The following is a 16,141-nucleotide window of genomic DNA, read 5'->3' on the forward strand; positions in this document are numbered from 1 at the left end:
CCGGCCTCGGCGCCGGGCCGGTCAGGCCCGGACGAACTGCGGGCCCTGCGGCGGCAGGACGAAATTCGGGTCCGGGGCGGGCTGCGCAGCCGCCGCGGGCTGTGGATACCCGTACGCGGGCTGTGCGGCGGCCGGCTGCGGGTAGCCATAGGCCGGCTGGGGAGCCGGGGCGGGCGCTGGAACCGCTGTCCGCTGCGGGTAGCCGTACGCGGGCTGCTGGTGCTGGACCGTGGCCTGCGGGTCGGGGCCGGGCGCGGGGGGAAACGCGGGGGCGGGCGGTGCGGCAGCCGAGGCTGGCGAAGGGCTGGGCGAACCGACCGCATCGGGCTCGGCCGCGGCCTCCGCCTCGTCGACCGAGATGCCGAACGCGGTCGCGAGGCCCACCAGACCCGTCGGGTAGCCCTGGCCGACCGCCCTGAATTTCCAGCCATCGCCGCGCCGGTAGAGCTCACCGCAGATGATCGCGGTCTCCTCGCCGGTCTCCGGCCGCACATCGAACACGGCGAGCGGATCCCCGCCCGCCGAGCCCGCGTCGTACAGCAGGATGCGCAGATCGCGGACCTGCTGGAAGGCGGCGCCGTCCGAGGACGCGGCGATGACCACCTGCTCGACCGAGGGGTCGAGTGCGCCCAGGTCGGCCTCGATGGTGTCGGTCAGCCCCTCGGCGACACTGCGTTTCGGCAGCCGTCGTACCAGGCCGGAAGGGTGCCTGGGCTGGTTGTAGAAGACGAAGTCCTCGTCTGAGCGCACATGGCCACCGGTGCCGAGAAGCAGGGCCGAAGCGTCCACGTCGGGGACCCCGGCGCCCGGGGTCCAGCGCAGCACGGCCCGTACGGCCGTGGCATCGAGGGGGACGTTCGAGCCCTTCAGCATCGCGTGCGTCATGGCGGTCATCCTGCCTGCTGCCTGCCCGCGCAGACAACGCGGGGGTCGCAACCCATGTCTCGGCATCGCGTCGGAACCACGCCCCCCGCGCCTTGCGGAACCGTCGGGAAATGGACGAGTTACCCGAAATTCATGCACGCAGGGAACTGTCGACACCAGTCTTTACGTACTATTACCGGCCATGCGTTGTCCGGCCGGCCAGGCAGTACGGGGGAAATATATGCGGCATTTCGGGCACATCTCGCCCGCTGCGCGGAAGGGCCTGTTCCATCGGGAGCCGGGCGAATTCGGTGCGGGCTCACCCGCCCGCATGCTTTCGGCCGCCCTGGGCGCCACCCTCTACTCCCCGGCCACCCGGCCGCGGCTCGCGGACGACATCATCAAACAGGCCGGGCGCGGTGTCGTCTCGATGGTGCTGTGCCTGGAGGACTCGATCGACGACTCCGAGGTGGCGGAGGCCGAGGAGAACCTGGTCAGGCAGTTCACCGCCCTCGCGGCGCGCGGCACCGAGGTGCCGCTGCTCTTCATCCGGGTCCGCGAGCCGGAGCAGATAACGGACCTGGTGAACCGGCTCGGCAGCTCCGCCCGATTGTTGTCCGGTTTTGTACTTCCGAAGTTCACGGAAGAGCGTGGTGTGCCGTTCATGGAGGCACTCACCAAGGCCGAGACGGCTACGAGCCGGCGGCTCTTCGCGATGCCCGTCCTCGAATCCCCGGAACTGCTGCATCTGGAGTCCCGCGGCGAGACGCTGCAGGGAATCGCCCGTACCGTGGACAGGTACCGGGACCGGGTGCTCGCGCTGCGGCTCGGGGTCACCGACTTCTGCTCGGCGTACGGACTGCGCAGGGCGCCGGACATGACGGCGTACGACGTGCAGCTCGTCGCCGCGGTCATCGCCGACGTGGTCAATGTGCTGGGCCGGGCGGACGGCACCGGCTTCACCATCACCGGCCCGGTGTGGGAGTACTTCCGACTTCAGGAGCGCATGTTCAAGCCGCAGCTGCGTCGCAGCCCCTTCCTGGAGGGCCGGGCCGAGGAGCTGCGCACGGAGCTGATCGAGCATGACCTGGACGGGCTGCTGCGGGAGATCGAGCTCGACCGGGCCAACGGGCTGCTCGGCAAGACCTGCATCCACCCGTCACACGTCGCGCCCGTCCACGCACTGTCCGTGGTCAGCCATGAGGAGTTCAGCGATGCACAGGACATCCTGCGGCCGGAGCGGGGAGGCGGTGGAGTGATGCGCTCCGCGTATACGAACAAGATGAACGAAGTGAAGCCCCACCGGGCCTGGGCCGAGCGCACGCTGCTGCGGGCCGAGGTCTTCGGCGTGGCGAAGGAAGACGTCGGGTTCGTGGATCTGCTGGCCGCGGGTCTCGCGGAATGAGCGCGTCTCGATGAGCGAGCGCGCAGCAAGGAAAGAGACGGCGAACGTGGTGTGGTCGGGTAGCTGGGTGGCGGAGCGACTGGGCGTCGAGCTCGTCGGCAACGGGGCGCCCGGAGGCGACGGGGAGCTCCGGGAGCTGCTGGGCCTCGCTCTGCGCCGCAACCCCAAGCGGGCCCATCTGCTCGTCTCCAATGTGCTGGGCAAGCATGTGCCGCAGAGGCCGTCCGTGGTCTACGGGGCCGGCTTCGAACTCGGCCTGCGGGTGCGCGAGCTCCTCGGGGAGGCGCTGGCGCGCCGGTCGGTCGTCCTCGGGTACGCGGAGACTGCCACCGGTCTCGGCCACGCGGTCGCCGACGGGCTGGGAGTGGCGCCGTACCTCCACTCGACGCGCCGCCCGGTCGAGGGCGTCGTCCGGGCGGGCGGCTTCGAGGAGTCGCACTCGCACGCGACCTCGCATCTGCTGCTGCCGGAGGACCCGACGCTGCTCGGGACCGGCGGTGGGAGCGGGCGGGCGGTTGAGCCGCTCGTGCTGGTGGACGACGAGTTCTCCACGGGCAACACCGTGCTCAACACGATCCGCGCGCTGCACGAGCTGTACCCGCGCGACCGGTACGTGATCGTGGCCCTGGTGGACATGCGGTCGCCGGCCGACCGCGGACGCCTGACCGAGTTCGCCGCGGAGATCGGCGCACGTGTCGACCTGGTGGCGAGGGGAACGGGCACGGTCCGCCTCCCGGACGGCGTCCTGGAGAAGGGGCAGGCGCTGGTCGCCGCCCATGAGCGGGCCGCCGAGGCAAGCGGCGGCGGCGCAGCTGCCGGGGCCGGATCGTCGGTACCGGGGCGAGAGGCCGGCACCTTCTGCACCCGAGTCGAGCTGGAGTGGCCGGCCGGGGTGCCCGACGGCGGCCGGCACGGCTTCACCCCCGCACATCGCGCGACCCTGGAATCGGCCCTTCCGGCCATGGCCGCCCGCATCGCCGACGCCCTGGACGGCGACGCCCGCCGCGTACTGGTCCTCGGCTTCGAGGAGCTGATGTACGCACCGCTCCGGCTCGGCACGGCCCTGGAGGACCACACCGACGCCGAGGTGCGGTACTCGACCACCACGCGTTCCCCCGTTCTCGCCGTCGACGACCCCGGCTACGCGATACGCAGCCGTCTGGTCTTCCCGGCCCACGACAACCCGGCCGACGGCCCTGGCGAGCGCTTCGCCTACAACGTCGCGGGCGCCGGCTTCGACGCGGTGGTGGTGGTCGTCGACTCCACTGCCGACACCCCGGAGCTGCACGCCCCCGGCGGCCTGCTGGCAGAGCTCGCCACGCACACCGCCCATGTCCTGCTGGCCGTCGTCCCCTCGTACGTCCCGTACGCCCCCTCACCCGCCCCCGAACGGCAGGAACACCCCATGCTGTCCGAGCCCCTTCGCGGCCCCGTCTTCTCCTCCTACGAGCCGGACGACGTCGGCTGGCTGCTCCAGGACCTCTCGGACACCGAGCTGGAGGCGCCCACCGAGGAGCGCGAGGAAGCGATACAGAGCGGTGGCGCGCACTACGCCGAGTCGCTGCCCGTCGAATACCAGCCGTCCGCCGAGTATCAGGACCTGTTCAAGGCGGCCCTGGACCTGTCGGCCGCCCGCATCGCACGGGCCGTCGGCACCGTCACCGAGACGGTTCTCGCCGAGCGCAGCCCCCGTCCCGTTCTCGTCTCCCTCGCCCGGGCCGGAACCCCGGTCGGTGTGCTGATGCGCCGCTGGGCGCAGCACCGGCACGGACTCGATCTGCCGCACTACGCCGTCTCCATCGTGCGCGGACGGGGCATCGACGCCAACGCCCTGCGCTGGCTGGCCGCCCACCACAACCCGGCGGACGTCGTCTTCGTCGACGGCTGGACCGGCAAGGGGGCGATCACCCGTGAACTGTCGGCGGCGCTCGCCGAGTTCGAGGGCTTCGATCCCGGGATCGCGGTCCTGGCCGACCCGGGCGGCTGCGTCCGCACCTACGGCACCCGCGAGGACTTCCTCATCCCGTCCGCCTGCCTCAACTCCACCGTCTCCGGACTGATTTCGCGCACGGTGCTCCGTTCCGACCTGGTCGGCCCGCATGACTTCCACGGCGCGAAGTTCTACCGGGAGCTGGCGGACGCCGATGTGTCCGGCCACTTCCTCGACACCGTCGCCGAGTACTTCGACGAGGTCGTCGACGCAGTGGACGCCGAGGTCAAGGAGCTGCTCGCCGCGGACCGCGCCCCGACCTGGGACGGCTGGGCGGCCGTCGAGCGCATCAGCGAGGAGTACGGCATCCACGATGTGAACCTGGTCAAGCCGGGCGTCGGCGAGACCACACGTGTACTGCTGCGACGCGTCCCGTGGAAGATCCTCGCCAAGCGCGGCGCCGGCGCCGACCTCGAGCACATCAGACTGCTGGCCGAACAGCGCGGAGTGCCGGTCGAAGAGGTCGACGAACTCCCGTACACCTGCGTCGGACTGATCCACCCGAAGTACACCCGGGGAGCGACGGGAGCGGACGGCAAGGCGGTGGCGTCGCAGTGACCACCCCGAACTCCCTGACCGCCCCGGGCTCCGTGACCATCCCGACGCCCGCGGCCGCCCCGGCCCCCATGGCCGCCCCGACCGCTCCGGCCGGCCCCGTGACGCTGGTCGCCAGCGACCTCGACCGCACCCTCATCTACTCGGCGGCGGCGCTCCAGCTCTCCATGGCGGACGCCGAAGCCCCCCGGCTGCTCTGCGTCGAGGTGTACGGCCACAAGCCGCTCTCCTATGTCACGGAGACGGCCGCCGCACTCCTCGACGAGCTGGCCCGCACCACGGTCTTCGTGCCCACGACCACCCGCACCCGTGAGCAGTACCACCGCATCAGGCTCCCCGGCCCCGCACCGAAGTTCGCCATCTGCGCCAACGGTGGACACCTCCTGGTCGACGGGGTGTCCGACCCCGGCTGGCAGACACAGGTGGCCCGCCGGCTCGCCGACGAGTGCGCCTCGCTCGCCGAAGTCCGCGCCCACCTCGCCGCCGCTGCGGACCCTGCCTGGCTCCTCAAGGAACGGGTCGCCGAGGACCTCTTCGCCTATCTCGTCGTCGAACGCTCGCTGCTGCCCGCGGGCTGGGTGAGGGAGCTGGCCGAGTGGGCGGAACCCCGTGGCTGGACCGTGTCCCTCCAGGGCCGCAAGATCTACGCCGTGCCCAAGCCGCTCACCAAGAGCGCCGCGATGAACGAAGCCGCCCGCCGCGCCGGTGCCACGCTCACCCTCGCGGCCGGTGACTCGCTCCTCGACGCCGATCTGCTGCTCGCCGCGGACCACGCCTGGCGCCCCGGCCACGGCGAACTCGCCGACACCGGCTGGAGCGCCCCGCACATCGACGTACTGACGGAGAACGGTGTGGCGGCGGGTGAGGAGATCCTCCGGCGTTTCCTTCGGGCTGCCGTCCCGCAGCAGCGTCTCCGGCAGGGAACAGTGGTACCCGAGGCCGTGACCGGTCTGCCCGGCAGGTGACCAGCGTGCCGGGCAGGTGACCGGTCTGCCCGGCAGGCACAGAGGGAGTGCGCGATGAGCAAGGGAAACGAAACCAAGATCACGGACGAGCTGTACGCGTACATGCTGGCGCACAACCCGGCGCTCGACGCGGTACAGCGCGAACTCGTCGCGACCACGTACGCGCACCTTCCCGAACAGGCGGGGATGCAGTCCGCCGAGGAGCAGGGCCCACTGCTCGCCTTCCTCGTACGGCTGACGGGTGCCCGGCACATCGTCGAGGTCGGGACGTTCACCGGGTTCTCGGCCCTGGCGATGGCGCAGGCACTGCCCGCCGACGGGCGGCTGATCGCCTGCGACATCTCGGAGGAGTGGACCGCCTACGGCCGCGAGGCGTGGGAGAAGGCAGGCGTCGCCGACCGGATCGACCTGCGCATCGCCCCCGCTCTCGACACCCTGGGAGCGATGCCCTCCGAGCCGCACATCGATCTGGCCTATCTGGACGCGGACAAGGGCAACTACATTCCGTACTGGGAAGAGCTGGTACCCCGGATGCGCCGGGGCGGCCTGATCGTCACCGACAATGTGCTGTTCCACGGCGGTGTGACCGACCCACGGGCGACCGGCGGAGCAGCGGCCATCAAGGAGTTCAACGAGCATGTGGCCGCCGATCCGCGGATGGACAGCGTGATGCTCACCGTGGCGGACGGACTGACCCTCTCCCGTAAGCGGTAGCGACCGCCCGCCCGGCCGGGTCAGCCGCAGCAGCCTCCACCGCAGCAGCCGCCGCCGCCCGACGGCGCGGCGGGCGCGGACTTGGCCGACGCCCCGCCCACGGCCACCGTGGAGAGGAGCTTCACAGTGTCCTCGTGCCCGGCGGGGCAGGAGGCAGGAGCAGACGACTCGGCCATCGGACGGCTGAGTTCGAACGTGTCTCCGCAGGAGCGGCAGCGGTATTCGTAACGAGGCATGGCACCAGGCTAACCGGCGGGCACCACGGCTACCCCGTAATACGGCTCCGGCCGGCAACCGGCATCGACGAACTCCGGTCGCGGCGCTGTTCCACGACGGCCTCGTCGGGATGGCGGGCGCGCCAGTACGGGTTGTCGTGCGGGAGCCCGCCGCTGACCCTTCCGTACATCCCGAACATCATCAGCATCAGCCCGACGACAAAGCTGAACAGGACGTTCTGCATGCGGAAGGCGAGGAAATTGAAGTCGGTTTCGAGCAGTGCCAGATTGATGAAGCCACTCAGGATGAACGCGACGCCCAGGACCGTGTTGACCGTCGAGGCGAAGTTGCCGCCGATCACCATCCCGACGAACAGGAGCAGGCCGACGCAGATGGAGAGGACGCTGAGCGTCCCGTTGGTGTTCAGGCCCGCGACAGTCGCGTCGCCCGTGTTGAAGAAGCCGATCTCGTCGATCAGTCCCAGGATGCCGAAGGCGAGCAGCACCAGCCCCATCAACCCCGCCCCTATGCGGTAGACGCTGTTGAGCCGGTGATCGACCGGGAGATGGTCGTCGAACCGAGCGGCTCTGCTGCGCCGAGCGGGCCTCTGTGCGCGTCGCCGCTGGGGATGCACTGCGTGGGTGGCCATGGCGCCCTCCTTCGCGATACCACCAGGATCCGCCCCGCGCACGGCCGCGACAACTCGGCTCAGCCGCCGGCGCCCCGCTCCTCACGGATCTCCGAGACCACCCGCGCCGCCGTCTGCCGCACGGCTTCGGTCTCGGTCAGGAAGTGCCAGTAGTCGGGGTGGCGACCCTCCAGCCCGGCGATCGCGTGGTCCAGCCGGGCCACGGCATCGTCCAGCGGCCGGGCATGGCGCGGCTCGGGTGTGTTGCGCCCCGCCATGGCCAGACGCTGGGCGTCGCGGATGGCGAACCTGGTCCGCTGGATCTCCTGCTGGGGGTCCTTGGCCACGTCGTCGAGGCGGCGCAGCCGGTCACCGGCCGCGGACACGGCCTCGTCCGTCGCGTTCAGCAGGGCCCGTACGGTGGACAGCCGCGAGGTCGCATCGGCCCAGCGCTGCTCGTCCCGCGCCTTGGTGGCCTCCTTGAGCTTCTCCTCGGCCTGCCGCACATTGACCGCGGCCTGCTCGGGCACGGGCTGGAGGTCCTGCCAGCAGGCGGCGGTGAACCGCCGCCGCAGCTCGCTCAGCACCGGCTCCACCGAGCCAGCACGCGTCGTCAGCGCCTGGGCTCGCGTGCGCAGCGACACCAGTCGGTGGTCGATCTCCGCGGCGCGCTCGGGAAGCTGCGCCGCCTCGGCCCGCACGGCCTCGGCGCCGCGCAGCACGTGATCGGCGCGCTGCAGCGTCTCCGGTACGCCGTGCCGGCCGGCGCCCTGGTTGAGCTTGGTCAGTTCGGGGGCGAGGGCCGCCAGGCGGGCGGCGAGATCGTCCGCCCGCAGTCCGGACGCGCGCGCCGCGTCGAGAGCATTGCTCGCGCCGAGGAGCGCCTGTCGCGCCCGTTCGACGGCGGGCGCGAGCCGGGCGAGCTCCGTCTCGGCGTTCCCCAGGAGCGGGCCGAGTCCCTGCGCGAACCGTTCCAGCTCGCCCTTGACCCGCACCAGCTCGTCCTTGGCGGCGGCCAGCTCCGTCCGGGCGCGCGCCGCGACCGCCGGCTCAAGATCGTCGCGATCGAGGTCGTGGGCGTCGACCGCCGTGATGTACGCATGGCTGGCTTCGTCGATCCGCCGCCCGAGCGCGGCGAAATCGTCCACGACCTTCCGCGCGGCGGGTGAGCTGTCCACCGCGGTGATCGTCTCGATCGAGATCTGCAGATCGCGCTGAGCCGTGTCCAGCTCGTAGAAGGCCTCCGCGGCCGCGTCCTTCGCCGCCTGCGCGTCGGCGCGCTGGCTCTCCCCGCGACCGCCGAACCAGCGCCGCGTACCACCACCGGCGAAGGAGGCCGGCAATGCCGCGGCGATCAGCGGCACCGGCAGCAGCATCAATCCGAGGACGTCCCTGACGGCGGTTCTGCCACCCGCTCTTGCCTGCGGCCGCGCGTGTGTCGCCGTCACATCCCTCTCCCGTGCCGTATCGCCTTGCCCGGTTCATTCTCCCACCAGGTAAGGACGAACACACGGGCCCGTTAGTTCGCGCTTCGAACCGTGATTTCCCCGTTGTCGCTGCGTGCCTTCACCACGTGCGGACTGCTGTCGCTGCGCGGCACCCGCACCGAGATGTCCCCGTTCCCGGCGACGGCGGTCACCGCGTACGCCTGCGACCCCTTCGGCAGCTCGATGGTCACCCGACCGTTGTCACTGACGGTGTCCACCCGATCCGGCACGGCCGTGAACCCGAGCCGGATCTCCCCGTTGTCCGACTGCGCGGAGACGGACGCGCTGGAGATCCGCTCCGTGACGACGCCCCCGTTGTCGCTCTCCAGCTTCAGTGGCGCACTGGAGTCACGGACGGTCACCTTCCCGTTGTCGGAGCGGAGCGTGAGAGGAGTGTCGAACCCGGAAGCGACGACCCTGCCGTTGTCACCGTCCACCGTCACCGCGACCCCACGCGGCACCTTCACCTGATGCAGGGCCTCGCAGTTGCTGACGACCGCCGTGCACTTCACCCGCAGCGTGAGCTTGCCGTCCCGCATCGTCCAACGCGCGTCGGGCCCGTTCCCGAGAACCACCCACCCGTCGACACGACGCGTCACCTCGACCTTGTCCACATCGGCCGGTACGAGCTCCACGGCCGTATTGCCGGAGTCGATCGTCAGGGACTTCCCCCCGAACGCGAACGACTTGTGCTCGACCGGTGCGTCATCCACATCCGCACTTCCGCAACCGGACAGACCCAGGGCGACGACTACGGCTCCGACGGACGCGAGGAGTGTGCGAGTGCGGGTATGGAGTGCCACGGTGATCGATCCCCCGTCCGGGTCCGGGGGGCCTCTCCCACCGGTGTGGGACCACCGTAGGGAGCGCGGCAGCCCGGGGTGAATCCGGACGGCTACCGTATGCGGGGTGGGGATATCCCCCGAATCCCCCGCTCTTCGCAGGCCTGGGCAACCGTTTGTGAGCATGGGCCATGCGCCATGTAGGCTGTTCCTTCATCCACGGGTGCGTAGCTCAGGGGTAGAGCGCTGCTCTTACAAAGCAGATGTCGGCGGTTCGAAACCGTCCGCGCCCACCAGCCAGAACGCCCCCGCAGCGACCCGCTGCGGGGGCGTTGACGGTAGTAAGTGACGGCAGTTCCTCAGGCGCATCGCGTAGCGGTGGGCTGCGCGAGTAGAGACTTTCTCTACGGGTTCAAGACGGCTCGCTTCGCTTGCTGCGGGCTCCCCGGCTCGCCGCCGGGGGCCCGCTCATGTCTTCGCCCCGCTCCGCTCCCGGCCCCGCCGGTCGTACGGGCATGAGCGATCCGGTGTGCTGGGGAGAAGAGGCCGGCGGGCGGCTGGGGCTGTCGGCCCCACGGCTTTACGCAGCCACCATGGGGCGAGTCTCCAAGATCGGGGGCCCACTTCGGGCTATTGCGGGCAGGCCAGGAACTGCCCGAGTCGCAGCGAGCTTTGCGGGCCCCCGATCTCTCGCCCTATGTCAGTTCCAGCCCAAAGCCGCTACGCCGACCGCAGCGTTGCGCGACCCCGCGATGGGTACGGTGCAAGAGACATCGCCGCCGAGACGCCAACGAAGCGGGAGGGCGCATGCCGTCAACGCCGGAAGCGACGCCGAGGCTGTGCGCGAGCGGAAAAGAGCCCGAGGCCATAGCACTCTTACTTGAAGAGTACAGAGCTCTGCGCGCAGAGTCAGTTCAACGGATTGCCAATCGAATGCAAATGGTTGGATTTCTAGGCGTTATAGCAGCGGTTCTCTCAGTTTCGGGAGCCGTGTCACTCACGTCGGCCTCACCCTATATGGCGGTTATGCTTACCTCCCTTGCAAGTTTCTGGATGCGCCACAACAATCGGGCCGTGCAGAGGGTGGGTCGGCACTTGCGGTTCATAGAGGAACGCGTTGATCAACTATCCAGAAGGGCATATGGCTCGCAAGAGGCTCTGCTTTCTTGGGAGATGACACGGCAATCGCAGCGTGAAGATCTGCGTGGCGTGAAACGCCGTGCTGGATTGTTGAGTGGATGGACGCTGCATAGATGAAGCGCGGCGGGTGTGGAGTGGGTTGAGCGCTGCGGAGGGGGCTATGTGTGGCCACAGTTGCAGGTGCACGCAGAGTGGCCGGAAACGCGAAAGCATGCACTGAGCCTCTCGAAGGCCTCCCAAGATTCCGAGTCCGAAAGTTTATCAATTCGAAGTCGTAGGATCTTCTGGGCTTTGTGGAAGCTACATGAATATTCTTTGACATGCCATTGTATGAGGTTGTCGAGATACTCCATCGCCGGGTCGCCCTCGCCGTCAAATGCCGTTTCGGCGAGCATCTGTCGTCCCGCTTCCACTCGTTCGAATCTCCAAAGCATTGTGAAGTAGGAGATCCGGTATGAGTTCAAATCCCGGGCCTTGAGATTTCCGCCGTAGTGGACACTTCCCAAGAGGTTGCGTGCCTCCGTTAGATCGGAAGCCGTTAGATCTTGATGGATGCTCTTAGCGATCTCGAAGCGTGTGTGTTGCCTCTGTTGCCTTTGTGCTTCGGCGCCGAAGCGAGCAGCCTTACGGGCAACGACCATTGATGTGACGGCCGCGACCGCGGAGCAGGTAGCGGCGAGAGCGGATACGTATAGGACAAGGCTCATGGCGAGATGATGCGGGCCTACAGCGGGCACCACACGTCAGTTGAGCAACTTCTGAGGTCGGCTGACCGACCACGGTAGCTGCATTTGGAGGGCTGGCGTGTGACCGGCCGCGACGCCCCGAGGATCGTGCCGTTTGGGGCGTCGCAGATATTTCTCTAACGGCGTCGACGTTGCAGCAGTCGGTCCATGTGGGTCATGGCCTCCCTCCGGCGATCGTCGGAGACGTGGGTGTAGATGTTCATGGTGACAGCGATCTGCGAGTGCCCCAGGATCTCCATCACGACGCGCGGTGGCACACCCGCTGCGAACAGGAGCGTGGCACATCCGTGCCGGGCGTCGTGCAAACGGATGCGGGGGAGTCCTGCAGCCTCCGTGATGCGCTGGAACGAGCGGCTGAGGTTCATCGGCTCGACTGTTCGCCCGGTGCGCGTCGTGAACACGTAGTCGGTGTCGTGCCAGGCCTGCCCTGCCCTGCTGCGCTGTGCTGCTTGCCGCAGACGCTGCCATCGCAGTGGTGGCACGCACATGAGTGGAAGGGGGATGACGCGAATGCGACGGTTCTTCGTAGAGTCGGCGTAGAGCTCGTTCTGCACCCGCTGAATCTGGTTCCGCACGGTGAGCGTGCGACGGTCCAGGTCAATGTCCGACCAGCGCAGCCCTAGGACCTCTCCTCGGCGCAGCCCGAGAGCCACAGCCAGGACGAATGCTGCGTACAGCGGATCCTTCCTTGCGGCCTCCAGGAAGGTCGATGTCTGCGTCAGGTCCCACGGCTTCAGCTCCCGCGGCTGCACTCGGGGGGCCGGAACAAGCATGACCACGTTCCTGCTGATTAGTTCCTCTCGGCAGGCGGCCGTCAGTGCGCTGCGCAGAACACGGTGCGACTCCTTGGCCGTGGCGGGAGACGCCTGAGCCGTGACAGCCGTGAGCAATCGGCGTACGTCTGCCGCACCCAAGGTCTCCAGGCGCTTGGAGCCGATGTGTGGAATCAAGTACCGGCGGACGTGCGTCTCGTACTTTGCGTACGTCGTCTTCTTTCGGTCGTGCTGGACGAACTCTTCCAGCCAGTAGGGAAGCCACTCGGAGAGCTTGGCGGAGCGGGTAGGGGTGGGTACGCCTAGCCGGTCGCGCAGGACGAGTTCCTGCCGCTTGGCGTCGCACTCCTCCCACGTGGCTCCGTAGACCGTCTTCCTTTTACGGGTCCCGTCAGGCTGAGGGACGTAGACGCGGGCCTCGTAGCGGCCGTCCTTGCGGCGCCAGATGCTGCCGGCGCCGTTGGGGTTCCTCTTGCGTGCCATCAGGCAGCCTCTTCCAACTGGTGGTCGATAAAGGTGCGGAGAGCATCGGCGGGCACCCTGCGGCAGCGGCCGATCTTGATGCTCTTCAGTTCGCGGGAACGGATGAGGTCGTAGACCTTGAAGCGGCTGAGGCTTAGGGCCTCCATGACCTCAGGAATGGTGAGTGCTCGGTGGGTGGTGGGCAGAGGGGTGGTCACCGGGGCTCCTCGGATCGTCCGGGCAGGGCGGTGGGCCGGGATTCCGTGACAGAACTGACAGAACCTCGCCGATAACCTGCTGACCTGCTGTTTCTCCGGTTTTGGGCGCTCTGACAAAACCTCGAAAAACTCTGACAGAACCTCCGGGAGGGGGGTTCTGTCAGAGCGCCCGGTTTGGGGCGGGGAGGTTCTGTCAGAGTTTTCGGAGGTTTTGTCACAGCGGTGATCACGGGTGTTTGTGCAGGTCAGCGGGCCATCGCGGGGGTTGTGTCAGTTCTGTCAGCGGGTTGGGGGTTCTGTCACGCGCCGGCGAGCGGCGGGGTGATGCTGGGGTGGGTGTCGTAGCGGGGAGACGGTGGCCGGCCGCCGCGCCCGGTGCGCGGGGGCAGAGGCTGTTGGCGGACCCATCCGTGTTCTTCGAGCAGGGCCAGGGCGGGGTCCAGATCGGTCATGACGGGGAAGTCCCCGCGCGCCAGGCCCCGGAACAGGTCCCGCTTCGTAAAGCCGGACAGGCGCTGTTCCTTGAGGTGGGTCAGGAGCTGGTGGGCTGCTTCCTGCGCGGGGTCGGCACCCATGTCGTCGAAGACTTCAAGGGCGTGGGCGGTGAAGTAGTCGCCCAGCTCGGTGGCGGCGGCCATGGTGGCCGCCTCGATCGGGAGCGCCCATCCGCCCTCGGGGCGGGTGGCCAGGTGGAGCAGGGCTGCGACGCGGGCCACGGCCCCGTCCCTTTTGCTGGCCCACTTCACGATCGGGGCGAGTGAGCCGCCCTTGCCGATACGGGATTCGGTGACCTTCTGGTAGGCCAGCATGACCGCGTCGGCCTCGGGGGTGAGGGTGAGCAGGGCGGGGTCGGTCCAGTCCGCGAGGGCCATCGTCAGGCCACCGAGGCGCTGGGCGTAGGTGGCAGTGGTCTCTTCGGTGATGAGGTCCGGGGTGAGGTTGCGGGACCCGACGAGAGAGACGGGCTTGGCGTAGAGGAACCGTGCGAGCAGGCCTCTCCCGTCGGCCCCCTTGACCCGGCCGATCGAGTCCAGGACCTCGGGTTGAATGGCCAGGGCCATGGTGACGGCGGGGTTCTCGATGTGCTGGGCGTCGCGGCCCTGTCGGTTGACGCGGGTCATGTCCCCGGCGTGGCCCTTGAGGAAGACGCCCATGTTCGGGGCGCCGGAGTAGCGGCCGGCGATGATGTCGAAGATCTCGCCTTCGGCGGACATGACGCTGATCCGTCCGCCCTGCTCTGCCAGCAGCGTGGCGAGGCTTTCCGGGGTGACGTCGTCCGCGACCAGTTGAGGCTTGCACGGCACGGTCAGTTCTTCGGCCTGTTGGGCCAGGTGTACGGCTTCGGCGGTGAGTTGGTCCCGCAGTCCAGGTTCGGCCGCTGCAGCTTTCTGAGCGGCCTTGTCCGCGGCTGCCTTGGCGAGACGGGCGGTGGTCTCCGCCTCGGCCCGCAGCGGCCCGGACAGTTCCACGAGCGTCTTCTCGACCGCGAGCAGCGGGCCGGTCATCAGGGCGAACACGGCGGACTTGCGGTTGCCGGGCGGCAGGGCGACGGCCGTGTAGAGATTCACCGGCTCACGCCAGTGCCCCCGCACGCACACGGTGGCCCGGCCACCGGCCGCCGTCGCGATGACGCCCAGGGCCAGGCACCCGGCCAGATCGGCCGGTGTCTGCGTCTCCTCGGCCACCGCCGCGACCATGTCCCCCAGCCAGGACGGCAGCGTGTGCACGGGGAAGGCGGGCAGGGCGCGGCGGTGGTTGAGGGGGACCGGTTGGTCCCACATGGGGCCGGTGATGGACTCGGGGTCGAGGGCGTCGAAGCCCTCCCACAGATCGGCGGTCATGCGGCCTTGCTCCCTTCCGTGTTGCCGAGCAGCGGGCAGTGTTCGGGATGGCTGGTGTGGGCTTCGACCAAGGCGAGGACACCGGTCCGGCCTCTGGCGCTGCGCTCGTATCCGCACTCGCACCAGGAGCGGGCGGACGGGGTCGCGGAGTAGGACGGCGGGGCGACGATGTGCAGCCACCGGACCGCACGACGGGGCTGGTCGGTGCCCGTGGGCGGCTGCTGGTCAGGGCGGACAAGACGAAGCGGACGGCCTTCGGCCGACGACTTCCGGGCAACAGCCGCACGCCCGGTACGGGGCTGCTGTTCGGGGGCGTTCGGCAGGTCCGTCAACCCGAGCTGCTCGCCCATCGGGAGGGCAACGGTTCGGCCGCTCATGCGGCCCTCCCTGTGCTCGTGTTGAGGCCGTTGGCAACGGCGCGTTCCGCGTACGCCTCGGGTACGCCGACAGAGACGGCTGCGGCGACGATCTGCCGCCCCAAGTCGTCTAGGCCGCATGGTCCGGGGCACTGCGCGTGCTGCTTCGCCAGGAACTGCGCGACGCCAAATGCCTGGGATCCGGCGCCCGATTCGGTGCGGGTACGCACCAGGGCCAGACCTCGCTCCAGGCCGGTGCGGATGTACCGCTCGGTGTGCCGGCAGCCGGTGGCCGTGGTCGCATCCCACACGGCGCGCCCTGGGGTGGAAGAGACCACCTCCCCGCGGGCGGGGGTGGTCTCTTCCCTCTCGACCAGGGCGCGGACGGCAGACGGCAGGTGCGTCATGGTGCCGGTACCGGGGCCGAGCCAACGGGCGTAGGCCATCAGCGACTTGATGTCCACGCCGGGCCGGACAGAGTTTGCCGACCGCATCGCACCCAGGTAGATCCAGTGCTCCCCACGAGTGGTGGGCACGGTTCGGGTGGCGGGCAGGGTGTTTCGCGCCCAGGAGACGGCTTGCGCGTCGTCCAGGTCCACGACGGTCAGCCCGGCCCCTCCGGGGTGGTAGGCGACGGCTTGGGCGTCGCGCCACGCCGCGGCCCACGAAGGGGATGCGAGTACGTCGGTGTTGGTGGTGGCGGCGGCCCAGCCGTGGCAGACGCCGGGGCAGCGGCACTCTCCCGCGCGTTTCATGTGGGGCCGCCCACCGCAGGCGTTGTTGCCGCACGCACGGCAGTTCCCGAACGGCACCTTCCCTTCGCGCAGGGGCAATACCGGGACACCTGCCGTCGCCAGCTCCAGTGCGATCGGTAGGTAGGGCCGTAAGGTGCGCTCTCGCCGGATCGGTTCAGGTTGAGTCATGCTGAGTGTCTCCAGTTCTCTTGTGTGAGGTGCTGGACGAGGGCGGCCCGTGACTTTGGCGAGACGGGGGCCGCCC

Annotated in this window: 14 protein-coding genes and 1 tRNA gene; 5 read left to right on the plus strand and 10 right to left on the minus strand. The window is 69.2% G+C overall.

Annotated elements, in window-relative coordinates:
- Positions 1 to 21: 21 nt before the first annotated feature.
- Positions 22 to 885, minus strand: a complete 864-nt coding sequence (locus tag ACIA8E_RS07885; protein ID WP_399295648.1) for a TerD family protein — start codon at positions 883 to 885, stop codon at positions 22 to 24.
- Positions 886 to 1,105: 220 nt separating this feature from the next.
- Here ACIA8E_RS07885 and ACIA8E_RS07890 point away from each other — a divergent pair, with 220 nt between their 5' ends.
- From ACIA8E_RS07890 to ACIA8E_RS07905, 4 genes are all read left to right on the plus strand, one after another.
- The gene (locus ACIA8E_RS07890) at positions 1,106 to 2,269 is read left to right on the plus strand and encodes an HpcH/HpaI aldolase/citrate lyase family protein (protein WP_399295650.1); all 1,164 of its coding nucleotides are present in this window, start codon (positions 1,106 to 1,108) and stop codon (positions 2,267 to 2,269) included.
- A 10-nt stretch (positions 2,270 to 2,279) separates the two neighbouring features.
- Positions 2,280 to 4,817, plus strand: a complete 2,538-nt coding sequence (locus ACIA8E_RS07895) for a phosphoribosyltransferase (protein ID WP_399295652.1) — start codon at positions 2,280 to 2,282, stop codon at positions 4,815 to 4,817.
- Between the two features lie 68 nt (positions 4,818 to 4,885).
- On the plus strand, positions 4,886 to 5,779 hold the full coding sequence (locus tag ACIA8E_RS07900) for an HAD family hydrolase (protein ID WP_399296031.1): 894 nt from the start codon (positions 4,886 to 4,888) through the stop codon (positions 5,777 to 5,779).
- A gap of 54 nt (positions 5,780 to 5,833) precedes the next feature.
- Complete coding sequence (locus tag ACIA8E_RS07905; protein ID WP_399295654.1) at positions 5,834 to 6,493, plus strand: O-methyltransferase; 660 nt, start codon at positions 5,834 to 5,836, stop codon at positions 6,491 to 6,493.
- A 20-nt stretch (positions 6,494 to 6,513) separates the two neighbouring features.
- On the opposite strand, the gene ACIA8E_RS07910 is transcribed toward ACIA8E_RS07905, so the two are convergent.
- From ACIA8E_RS07910 to ACIA8E_RS07925, 4 genes are all read right to left on the minus strand, one after another.
- A complete protein-coding gene (locus ACIA8E_RS07910) occupies positions 6,514 to 6,729 on the minus strand; it encodes a zinc ribbon domain-containing protein (RefSeq protein ID WP_093774534.1) in 216 nt (71 codons plus the stop codon).
- A gap of 29 nt (positions 6,730 to 6,758) precedes the next feature.
- Positions 6,759 to 7,358: a DUF4383 domain-containing protein gene (locus ACIA8E_RS07915; protein WP_399295656.1), complete on the minus strand. Its 600-nt coding sequence runs from the start codon at positions 7,356 to 7,358 to the stop codon at positions 6,759 to 6,761.
- Between the two features lie 59 nt (positions 7,359 to 7,417).
- Positions 7,418 to 8,785 carry a hypothetical protein gene (locus ACIA8E_RS07920; RefSeq protein ID WP_399295658.1) on the minus strand — a complete coding sequence of 456 codons (1,368 nt, stop codon included), beginning with the start codon at positions 8,783 to 8,785 and terminating at the stop codon, positions 7,418 to 7,420.
- 71 nt (positions 8,786 to 8,856) lie between these two features.
- Positions 8,857 to 9,627 (minus strand): DUF4097 family beta strand repeat-containing protein, encoded by a 771-nt coding sequence (locus tag ACIA8E_RS07925; protein ID WP_399295660.1) that lies wholly within the window; start codon positions 9,625 to 9,627, stop codon positions 8,857 to 8,859.
- Between the two features lie 200 nt (positions 9,628 to 9,827).
- On the opposite strand from ACIA8E_RS07925, the gene ACIA8E_RS07930 reads away from it, so the two are divergent.
- Positions 9,828 to 9,902 (plus strand) — tRNA-Val (locus ACIA8E_RS07930).
- Positions 9,903 to 11,608: 1,706 nt separating this feature from the next.
- Here the strand turns inward: ACIA8E_RS07930 and ACIA8E_RS07935 are convergent.
- The 5 genes from ACIA8E_RS07935 to ACIA8E_RS07955 all read right to left on the minus strand — a co-directional run bounded on the left by ACIA8E_RS07935 (position 11,609) and on the right by ACIA8E_RS07955 (position 16,065).
- Positions 11,609 to 12,748 (minus strand): tyrosine-type recombinase/integrase, encoded by a 1,140-nt coding sequence (locus ACIA8E_RS07935; RefSeq protein WP_399295662.1) that lies wholly within the window; start codon positions 12,746 to 12,748, stop codon positions 11,609 to 11,611.
- On the minus strand, positions 12,748 to 12,945 hold the full coding sequence (locus ACIA8E_RS07940; protein ID WP_399295663.1) for a helix-turn-helix domain-containing protein: 198 nt from the start codon (positions 12,943 to 12,945) through the stop codon (positions 12,748 to 12,750). The genes ACIA8E_RS07935 and ACIA8E_RS07940 overlap by 1 nt, the downstream gene beginning before the upstream one ends.
- A gap of 299 nt (positions 12,946 to 13,244) precedes the next feature.
- The gene (locus tag ACIA8E_RS07945) at positions 13,245 to 14,786 is read right to left on the minus strand and encodes a YfjI family protein (RefSeq protein WP_399295665.1); all 1,542 of its coding nucleotides are present in this window, start codon (positions 14,784 to 14,786) and stop codon (positions 13,245 to 13,247) included.
- Positions 14,783 to 15,163, minus strand: a complete 381-nt coding sequence (locus ACIA8E_RS07950; protein WP_399295667.1) for a hypothetical protein — start codon at positions 15,161 to 15,163, stop codon at positions 14,783 to 14,785. The genes ACIA8E_RS07945 and ACIA8E_RS07950 overlap by 4 nt, the downstream gene beginning before the upstream one ends.
- Positions 15,160 to 16,065 (minus strand): bifunctional DNA primase/polymerase, encoded by a 906-nt coding sequence (locus tag ACIA8E_RS07955; RefSeq protein WP_399295669.1) that lies wholly within the window; start codon positions 16,063 to 16,065, stop codon positions 15,160 to 15,162. The genes ACIA8E_RS07950 and ACIA8E_RS07955 overlap by 4 nt, the downstream gene beginning before the upstream one ends.
- Between the last annotated feature and the right edge of the window lie 76 nt (positions 16,066 to 16,141).

This window comes from Streptomyces sp. NPDC051664, from assembly GCF_044453545.1.
Classification (GTDB): Bacteria; Actinomycetota; Actinomycetes; order Streptomycetales; family Streptomycetaceae; genus Streptomyces.